Genomic DNA, 9,405 nt, shown 5'->3' with positions numbered 1-9,405 from the left:
GCCAGCAGGTTACCGAACAGGATCGAGGCGACCGCGATCACGCTGAGCACATCGCTCAGCACACCACTGCTGGCAGCAGGGGAGAGCTGGAACAGACGCACCATCACCGCAAACACTGCGACCTTCGAAGCGGTAGCGAGGAACGCCGCCACCGGTGCCGGAGCACCTTCGTAGACGTCCGGCGTCCACAGGTGGAACGGTACCAGCGACAGCTTGAACGCCAGACCGATCAGCATCATGCCCAGGCCCAGTTGCGCCAGCGGGCTTGGCAGACCTGTTGCAGCCAGGGCCTGACCGATGCCGACGAAGCTCAGCGAACCGGCGTCGGCGTAGAGCAGCGCCATACCGAACAGCAGGAACGCGGAACCGGCGGCCGACAGCACCATGTACTTGATGCCGGCTTCCAGCGAACGCTTGTTGAAGAAGGCGTAAGCCACCAGACCGTAGACCGGTACCGAGAGCAGTTCCAGACCGATGAACAACCCGGCCAGGTGCTGCGCGCTGACCAGCACCAGACCACCGGCGGCGGCCATCAGGATCAGCAGGTACAGTTCTTCGCGGTTGCCCGGGTAACCCGAACCGCCATCACCGAGATAGGCGTGGGCAAGGGTGACGCAGGCGAGGGTGGCGACCAGGATCATCGCCATGTACAGGCAGGCGAAGGCATCGATTTGCAGCAACGGGGTCACGGCCAGAGGCGCGACTTTCAACGCAGGCAGGATCGACAGCAGGGCCAGGTTCAGACCCGCCACCGAAATCAGGAAGGTCTGCGAGTGGTTGCGGCGCCAGGCGATTGCCAGCATCACCACGATAATGGTGAGGCTGGTGATCAACAGTGGCGCAAGCGCAATAAAGTGTTGAATCGTGAATTCCATAGCGCTCTTACCGGGCCGAAGCGAGTTGAGAGAAGGCGGTGCCGAGCCACTGCTGCACGCCATGCATGGTGGCGGCAGAGGTGTCGAGGAACGGTTGCGGGTAGACGCCGAGATAAATCAGCAACACCGCCAGACCGAGCACCATGATCAGTTCGCGAGCGTCCATGCCGTGCAGCACTGCGTCGGATTTCGACGGGCCGAAGTAGGCACGGTGGATCATGATCAGCGAGTAGACCGAACCGAACACCAGACCGGACGTGGCAATCGCCGTGACCCATGGAGCGCTGGCGAAGGAGCCGATCAGGATCAGGAATTCGCCGACAAAGTTACCGGTGCCCGGCAAGCCCAGCGACGCCGCCGCGAAGAACAGGCTGATCGCCGGCAGGTAAGCGATACGCGACCACAGACCGCCCATCTCACGCATGTCACGCGTATGCAGACGCTCGTACAACTGACCGCTGAGGATAAACAGCGCCGCTGCCGACAGACCGTGCGCCAGCATCTGGATCACTGCGCCTTGCAGCGCCAGTTGGCTGCCGGAGTAGATACCGATCAACACGAAGCCCATGTGGGAAACGGAAGAGAAGGCAATCAGACGCTTGATGTCGGTTTGTGCGAACGCCAGGAACGCGCCGTAGAAGATCCCGATCAGACCCAGGGTCATGGCGATCGGCGCGAACTCGGCCGAAGCGTTCGGGAACAGCGGCAGGGCGAAACGCAGCAGACCGTAGGCCGCGGTTTTCAGCAGGATACCGGCGAGGTCGACGGAACCGGCAGTCGGTGCCTGGGCGTGAGCATCAGGCAGCCAGGAGTGGAACGGTACGACGGGCAGCTTGACCGCGAAGGCGATGAAGAAGCCGAGCATCAGAATGTACTCGGTGGTCATCGACATCTTGGTTTTCAACAGGTCGGCGTAGTTGAAGGTGATCACGCCGGTATTGTTGAAGTTGACCAGCACCAGACCGAGGATCGCCACCAGCATGATCAGGCCGGACGCCTGAGTGAAGATGAAGAACTTGGTCGCCGCGTAGATCCGGGTTTTCTTGCCGTCCGAAGAACTGTGACCCCAGAGCGCGATGAGGAAGTACATCGGCACCAGCATCATTTCCCAGAAGAAGAAGAACATGAACAGGTCGAGGGCGAGGAACACGCCGACCACACCGCCCAGGATCCACATCAGGTTGAGGTGGAAGAAGCCAACGTGACGTTGAATCTCTTTCCACGAGCAGAGTACCGAGAGGATACCCAGCAGGCCGGTCAGCAGGATCATCAACAGCGACAGGCCGTCGAGGGCCAGGTGCACGTTGATGCCGAAACGCTGGATCCAGACATGCTTGAACTCAAGCGCCCAGGTCGGATCGGCGCCCGGCGCCGGTGCGAATGAATAGTCACCGTGGGCCCACAGCCAGAGGCCGAGCGCGAGTTCCAGGGTCATGGTCAACAGCGCAATCCAGCGCGGGAGGGTAGCGCCGAAGCGCTCACCCATCCAGCACAGCAGGCCGCCGATGAAGGGGATCAGGATTAGCCAAGGCAGAATCATGACGGGCTCGTTTCCTTTCGCAAATTCGCAAGGTTCATATCAGACCGCTACCAGCACGATGGCGCCGATCACCAGCACGGCACCAGCAGCCATCGAGGCGGCGTACCAACGCAGTTGACCGGTCTCGGTGCGGCTCAGGGCAGTGTGACCACCCTTGGCCATACGCGGGATCAGACCGATGGTCTGGTCGAGCGGGTCTTTGCGCAGTACATGGCTGATCGCAAGGTACGGCTTGACGAACAGTTTGTCGTAGATCCAGTCGAAGCCCCAGGCAGCGAACCACCAGGCCGAAAGGAAACGGCCGATGCCGCTGTTGGCGATCGCCGTGACGAAGCGACGCTTGCCAAGGAACAGCAGCGCTGCCAGCAGGATACCGGCCAGGGCGATGGCGCCCGAGGCGATTTCCAGACTGTGCTTGGCTTCGCCACCGGCATGGCCGACGCTTTGCGGCAGTACGCCGTCCAGCGGCGGCACGATCATCGCGCCGACGAAAGTCGACAGCACGATCAACACCGACAATGGCAGCCAGTGGGCAATGCCGTGGCCGGCGTGGGCTTCGGTCTTGGCTTCACCGTGGAACGCGATGAAGATCAGGCGGAAGGTGTACAGCGACGTCATGAACGCACCGACCAGACCTGCGTAGAGCAGACCCTGGTTGCCGCTGGCGAACGCTTCCCAGAGGATTTCGTCCTTGGAGTAGAAGCCTGCGGTAACCAGTGGCAGAGCGGCCAGCGCAGCACCGCCGACGATGAAGCTGGCGTAGGCCAGTGGCAGTTTCTTCCACAGACCGCCCATCTTGAAGATGTTCTGCTCGTGGTGGCAGGCAACGATCACCGCACCGGACGCAAGGAACAGCAGGGCCTTGAAGAAGGCGTGAGTCATCAGGTGGAAGATCGCGCCTTCCCAGGCGCCAACGCCCAGCGCCAGGAACATGTAGCCGATCTGGCTCATGGTCGAATAGGCGAGGATACGTTTGATGTCGGTCTGCACCAGCGCGGCAAAACCGGCCAGTACCAGGGTCACGCCACCGACGATGCCGACGAGGTGCAGGATGTCCGGCGCCAAGGCAAACAGACCATGGGTACGGGCGATCAGGTAGACACCGGCGGTGACCATGGTCGCGGCGTGGATCAGTGCCGAAACCGGGGTAGGGCCGGCCATCGCATCCGCGAGCCAGGTTTGCAGCGGCAGTTGCGCCGATTTACCGACAGCACCACCGAGCAGCATCAGGGTTGCCAGAACGATCCAGAAGTCGCCGACCTTGAAGTGCTCCGGCGCACGTACCAGCAGTTCCTGGACGTTCAGCGTGCCCAGTTGCTGGAACAGGATGAAGAGGCCGATGGCCATGAACACGTCGCCGATGCGGGTGACGATGAACGCCTTGAGTGCCGCGTTACCGTTGTTGCGGTTGCTGTAGTAGAAACCGATCAACAGGTACGAGCACAGGCCCACGCCTTCCCAACCGAAGTAGATGAACAGCAGGTTATCGCCGAGGATCAGGAACAGCATGCTGGCGATGAACAGGTTGGTGTACGAGAAGAAGCGCGAGTAACCGTCTTCGCCACGCATGTACCAGGACGCGAACAGGTGGATCAGGAAGCCGACGCCGACGACCACACCTAGCATGGTCACCGACAGGCCATCCAGGTACAGCGCGAAGTTCGGCTGGAAACCTTCCACCGACATCCAGCGCCACAGCACCTGGGTGTACACGCCACCCTCCGGCGGTGCGACGTTGAATTGCCAGATCACGTAAGCGGTGACGATGGCCGACAGGCCGATCGAACCGACACCGATCAGCGCCGAGAGGTTTTCCGAGAAGCGGCCGCGCGAGAACGACAGCAACAGGAACCCGATCAGGGGGAATACGAAAGTCAGAAAGAGTAGGTTCATCCGCGCATCTCACTGGCAGCGTCGATATCGAGCGTGTGGAAGCGGCGATACAGTTGCAGCAGGATCGCCAGGCCAATACTGGCCTCGGCTGCGGCAAGGCTGATCACCAGGATGAACATGATCTGTCCATCCGGCTGCGCCCAGCGGGCGCCCGCGACGATGAAGGCCAGGGCAGAGGCGTTCATCATCACTTCCAGACTCATCAACACGAACAAAATGTTGCGGCGGACCATCAGGCCGACCAGACCAAGGCAGAACAGGATGCCGGCAACGGCTAAACCATGTTCGAGAGGGATAGCAGGCATGTCTTACTCCTTCGCCTCGTTACGGCCCAAATGGAACGCCGTGACGGCTGCGGCGAGCAGCAGCATCGAGGCGAGTTCGACCACCAGCAGATACGGGCCGAACAGGCTGATGCCCACGGCTTTCGCATCTACGGTGGTGTGGCCGATGGCCTGGCCGCTCTGGTGAGCGAACAGCACATACAGCAGTTCGGCCAGCAGCAGCGCGGCAAGAATCACCGGTCCTGCCCAGATGCCGGGCTTGAGCCAGGTGCGTTCCTGCTGCACCGAGGCGGGACCGAGGTTGAGCATCATCACCACGAACACGAACAGCACCATGATGGCGCCGGCGTAGGCGATCACTTCCAGCACACCGGCGAACGGCGCGCCGAGGGCGAAGAAGGTCATGGCCACGGCGATCAACGAGATGATCAGGTAGAGCAGGGCGTGCACGGGGTTGGTGTTGGTGACCACACGCAGCGTGGACACCACAGCAATACCCGATGCGAAATAGAAAGCGAATTCCATCGTTCTTCCTTAAGGCAGCAAGCTCTTCACGTTGATCGGTTCGGCTTCGTTCTGCGCAGCGCCTTTCGGCTTGCCAGCGATTGCCATACCTGCAACACGATAGAAGTTGTAATCAGGGTTTTTGCCGGGGCCGGAGATCAAAAGATCTTCTTTCTCGTACACCAGGTCCTGACGTTTGAACTCGGCCATCTCGAAATCCGGGGTCAGCTGGATCGCGGTGGTCGGGCAGGCTTCCTCGCAGAGACCGCAGAAAATGCAGCGCGAGAAGTTGATCCGGAAGAAGTCCGGGTACCAGCGACCGTCTTCGGTTTCAGCTTTCTGCAGCGAGATGCAACCCACCGGGCAGGCCACGGCGCACAGGTTGCAGGCTACGCAGCGTTCTTCGCCATCGGGGTCGCGGGTCAGGACGATGCGGCCACGGTAACGCGGCGGCAGGTAGACCTGCTCCTCGGGGTATTGCAGGGTGTCGCGCTTGCGAAAGCCATGGCCGAAGACCATGACCAGGCTGCGCAACTGGGTACCGGTACCCTTAACGATGTCGCCAATATATTTGAACATGGGTCAAATCCTCACTGAACCGCAACCGCAGGCGTGTTCATCAACACAACCGCAGCGGTCACCAGCAAATTGATCAGGGTCAGTGGCAGGCAGAATTTCCAGCTGAAATCCATCACCTGGTCATAACGCGGACGCGGGATGGAAGCGCGCAGCAGGATGAACAGCATGATGAAGAACGCGGTCTTCAGTGCGAACCAGACGAAGGACAGTTGCGGCAGGATGCCGAACGGACCGTGCCAGCCACCGAAGAACAGGGTGACCAGCAGCGCCGAGATCAGGATGATGCCGATGTATTCACCGACGAAGAACATGCCCCATTTCATACCGGCGTATTCAATGTGGTAACCGTCGGCCAGTTCCTGTTCCGCTTCCGGCTGGTCGAACGGGTGACGGTGAGTCACGGCGACACCAGCGATGAAGAAGGTACAGAAGCCGAAGAACTGCGGAATGATGAACCACAGGTTCTGCGCCTGGTACTCGACGATGTCGCGCATGTTGAACGAACCGACCTGGACCACGATGCCCATCAGGGCCAGGCCCATGAACACTTCGTAGGACACGGTCTGCGCCGAGGCACGCAAGCTGCCGAGCAGGGCGAACTTGTTGTTGCTCGACCAGCCGGCGAACAGCACCGCGTAGACCGACAGGCCGGCCATGGCGAAGAAGAACAGCAGGCCGATGTTCAGATCCGCCACGCCCCAGGTCGGGGTGATCGGGATGATCGCGAAGGCGATCAGCAGGGCGGACATGGCCACCACCGGCGCCAGGGTGAAGATCACCTTGTCGGCAAACGGCGGCGTCCAGTCTTCCTTGAAGAACATCTTCAGCATGTCGGCGGCGATCTGGAACATGCCGAACGGGCCAACGCGGTTCGGACCGTAACGGTCCTGCCACCAGCCCAGCAGGCGACGTTCGACAAAGCTGAGCAAGGCGCCTGCGACCACCACGGCCAGCAGGATCACGATGGCTTTGATGACCGTCAGGATCACATCGATCACTTCAGGGGTGAACCAGGTCATTGCGCTGCCTCCTGCAGACCGTCGACGGACACGCCGGCGAATGCCGGTGGAATGCCGGCGATGCCCGCAGGCAATGCCACCAGACCGGCGCCCAGTTCTTCATTGATGCGCAGCGGCAGACGCAATGTCTGACCGGCCACGTTCAGGCTCAGCAGGGCACCGTCGTTGACGCCGAGGCGATCCGCTTCGGATTTCGCCAGCGCGACGTAAGGTGCCGGGATGCGTTCCTGTACCGGGGCGGCTTTCGAAGAGTTTTCTTCGCTGCCGAACAGGTGGAAGAACGGCACGGCTTGCCAGGTACCCGGCGCCGGGTTGAACGCACGCGGCGCAGCGGCGAACCAGTTCAGCGAATCACCAGTGCTTTCGATCAGGCGGGTGCCCGGGTCGCCAGCACGCAGATGACCACCGACTTCGTCCTGGAACTTGTTCCACGCTTGTGGCGAGTTCCAGCCCGGCGACCATGCGAATGGCACCTGCTGACGCGGTTCGGCGGAGCCCGAGTAACCTTCCATGGAGAAGGCGAACGCGGTGTCCTGGTCTTGCGGGGTGCGTGGTTCGTGAACGCTGATATCGGCGCGCATGGCGGTGCGGCCGGAATAACGCAGCGGCTCACGGGCCAGTTTCAGACCCTTGATGCGGAAAGCAGCCGACGGTGCAGCATCGACGATGCGCGCCAGTTGCGCGGTGCTCGAGGCAACGGCAGCGGTGACGTGGTCGAGTTGCGTCCAGTCGATCGGCTGGTTCAGCAGGGTCGCGCGCAGGGCGTGCAGCCAGCGCCAGCCTTCGTGCACCAGAATGCTCGCGTCCAGGTATTGCGGATCGAAAACCTGGAAGAAACGCTGAGCGCGGCCTTCCTGGCTGACCAGCGTGCCGTCGCCCTCGGCGAAGCTTGCCGCTGGCAGAACCAGGTGCGCGCGATCGGTGGTGGCGGTTTTCTGATGGTCAGCGACGATCACCACTTTCGCGGCGTTCAGTGCGGCATCGACCTTGGCTTTGGCGGTGCGGGTGTACAGATCGTTTTCCAGCACGACGATCGCGTCGGCCTTGCCATCGATGACCGCTTGCAGCGCGGCGTCGACCGATTCGCCACCGAGCATGGCCAGACCGAGGCTGTTGGCCTCCGGCACGATCAGGCTGATCGAACCGTTCTTCTCGCGCAGCTTCAGGGCCTTGGCGATGTTCGCGGCGGCTTCGATCAAGGCTTTGGAGCCCAGCGAAGTACCGGCGATGATCAGCGGACGCTTGGCGGCGAGCAGGGCATCGGCGATGCGCTGCGCCAGTTCCAGGGCTTCGGTGTCCAGACCTTCAACGGCCGGAGCGCTGGCATCCAGCGCGTGAGCCACGGCGAAACCGATGCGCGCCAGATCGTCGGGAGCTGCGTGTACGCATTCTTCAGCGACGTCGTCGAGCTTGGTTTCGGCGAGGCTGGCGATGAACAGCGGGTTCAGCGCGTGCTGGCCGATGTTCTTCACCGCCGCGTCGAGCCAAGGCTGTACGCGCATGGCTTCGGCCATGTCTTCAGCCTTGCCCTTGACCGACTGACGCAGAGCCAGCGCCATACGCGCGGCGGTCTGGGTCAGGTCTTCGCCGAGGACGAAAATCGCGTCGTGGTCTTCGATGTCGCGCATGTTCGGCACTGGCAGCGGGCTGTCGTTCAGCACCTGCAGGACCAGACGGATGCGCTCCAGCTCGGAGGCTTCGATACCCGAATAGAAGTGCTCGGCACCAACCAGTTCGCGCAACGCGTAGTTGCTTTCGAGGCTGGCACGCGGCGAACCGATGCCGACGATGTTGCGTCCGCGCAGCAGGTCGGCGGCTTTGTCCAGCGCAGCGTCGAGGCCGAGCTTGGTGCCGTCGGCCAGCAGCGGCTGACGTGGACGGTCGGTGCGGTTGACGTAGCCATAACCGAAACGGCCACGGTCGCAGAGGAAGTACTGGTTCACCGAACCGTTGAAACGGTTTTCGATGCGACGCAGCTCACCGTAACGCTCGCCCGGGGAAATGTTGCAACCGCTCGAGCAGCCATGGCAGATGCTCGGGGCGAACTGCATGTCCCACTTGCGGTTGTAGCGCTCGGAGTGAGTCTTGTCGGTGAACACACCGGTCGGGCAGACCTCGGTGAGGTTGCCGGAGAACTCGCTTTCGAGGGTGCCGTCTTCAACGCGACCGAAGTACACGTTGTCGTGGGCGCCAAACACACCGAGGTCGGTGCCGCCGGCGTAGTCCTTGTAGAAACGCACGCAGCGGTAGCAAGCGATGCAGCGGTTCATTTCGTGGGAAATGAACGGGCCGAGTTGCTGGTTCTGGTGGGTGCGTTTGCTGAAGCGATAACGGCGCTCGTTGTGGCCGGTCATCACTGTCATGTCTTGCAAGTGGCAGTGACCGCCTTCCTCGCACACCGGGCAGTCGTGCGGGTGGTTGGTCATCAGCCATTCGACAACACTGGCGCGGAACGCCTTGGATTCTTCATCGTCGATCGAGATCCAGGTGTTGTCGGTGGCCGGGGTCATGCAGGACATGACGATGCGACCACGGGTGTCGTTCTCGTCGGTGTACTGCTTGACCGCGCACTGGCGGCAGGCCCCGACGCTACCAAGCGCGGGGTGCCAGCAGAAATATGGAATGTCGAGGCCCAGCGACAGACATGCCTGTAACAGGTTGTCTGCCCCGTCGACTTCGAGCGCTTTGCCGTCTACGTGGATAGTGGCCAT

Annotated in this window: 8 protein-coding genes; all 8 read right to left on the bottom strand. The window is 61.7% G+C overall.

All coding sequences use genetic code 11. The features are described from left to right. Positions 1-875, bottom strand: an 875-nt coding sequence (locus tag OQK_RS27505; RefSeq protein ID WP_038862219.1) for an NADH-quinone oxidoreductase subunit N, incomplete at its 3' end; no start/stop codon positions are given. Between the two features lie 7 nt (positions 876-882). Continuing rightward, complete coding sequence (nuoM, locus tag OQK_RS27500) at positions 883-2,415, bottom strand: NADH-quinone oxidoreductase subunit M (protein ID WP_016775285.1); 1,533 nt, start codon at positions 2,413-2,415, stop codon at positions 883-885. Positions 2,416-2,454: 39 nt separating this feature from the next. Beyond that, positions 2,455-4,308 (bottom strand): NADH-quinone oxidoreductase subunit L, encoded by a 1,854-nt coding sequence (nuoL, locus tag OQK_RS27495; RefSeq protein ID WP_016775284.1) that lies wholly within the window; start codon positions 4,306-4,308, stop codon positions 2,455-2,457. Next, positions 4,305-4,613, bottom strand: a complete 309-nt coding sequence (gene nuoK, locus OQK_RS27490; protein ID WP_003180046.1) for an NADH-quinone oxidoreductase subunit NuoK — start codon at positions 4,611-4,613, stop codon at positions 4,305-4,307. The genes nuoL and nuoK overlap by 4 nt, the downstream gene beginning before the upstream one ends. 3 nt (positions 4,614-4,616) lie before the next feature. Next, a complete protein-coding gene (nuoJ, locus tag OQK_RS27485; protein ID WP_007951462.1) occupies positions 4,617-5,117 on the bottom strand; it encodes an NADH-quinone oxidoreductase subunit J in 501 nt (166 codons plus the stop codon). Between the two features lie 9 nt (positions 5,118-5,126). After that, complete coding sequence (nuoI, locus tag OQK_RS27480; protein ID WP_016775283.1) at positions 5,127-5,675, bottom strand: NADH-quinone oxidoreductase subunit NuoI; 549 nt, start codon at positions 5,673-5,675, stop codon at positions 5,127-5,129. Between the two features lie 11 nt (positions 5,676-5,686). Further along, positions 5,687-6,694, bottom strand: a complete 1,008-nt coding sequence (gene nuoH, locus OQK_RS27475) for an NADH-quinone oxidoreductase subunit NuoH (RefSeq protein WP_016775282.1) — start codon at positions 6,692-6,694, stop codon at positions 5,687-5,689. Continuing rightward, positions 6,691-9,405, bottom strand: coding sequence for an NADH-quinone oxidoreductase subunit NuoG (nuoG, locus tag OQK_RS27470; RefSeq protein WP_016775281.1), 2,715 nt, complete (start codon positions 9,403-9,405; stop codon positions 6,691-6,693). The genes nuoH and nuoG overlap by 4 nt, the downstream gene beginning before the upstream one ends.

It is taken from the genome of Pseudomonas sp. R62 (assembly GCF_000257605.1).
GTDB lineage: Bacteria > Pseudomonadota > Gammaproteobacteria > Pseudomonadales > Pseudomonadaceae > Aquipseudomonas > Aquipseudomonas atacamensis.
Note: the sequence above shows the minus strand (reverse complement) of the source record. Positions and strands in the feature narration are given on the sequence as shown.

Bases quoted from the DNA above. Each gene is read 5' to 3' on its own strand.
- nuoL (WP_016775284.1), bottom strand. From the start codon at position 4,308: ATGAACCTACTCTTTCTGACTTTCGTATTCCCCCTGATCGGGTTCCTG.
- nuoI (WP_016775283.1), bottom strand. From the start codon at position 5,675: ATGTTCAAATATATTGGCGACATCGTTAAGGGTACCGGTACCCAGTTG.
- nuoH (WP_016775282.1), bottom strand. From the start codon at position 6,694: ATGACCTGGTTCACCCCTGAAGTGATCGATGTGATCCTGACGGTCATC.
- nuoG (WP_016775281.1), bottom strand. From the start codon at position 9,405: ATGGCCACTATCCACGTAGACGGCAAAGCGCTCGAAGTCGACGGGGCA.
- nuoM (WP_016775285.1), bottom strand. From the start codon at position 2,415: ATGATTCTGCCTTGGCTAATCCTGATCCCCTTCATCGGCGGCCTGCTG.
- nuoK (WP_003180046.1), bottom strand. From the start codon at position 4,613: ATGCCTGCTATCCCTCTCGAACATGGTTTAGCCGTTGCCGGCATCCTG.
- nuoJ (WP_007951462.1), bottom strand. From the start codon at position 5,117: ATGGAATTCGCTTTCTATTTCGCATCGGGTATTGCTGTGGTGTCCACG.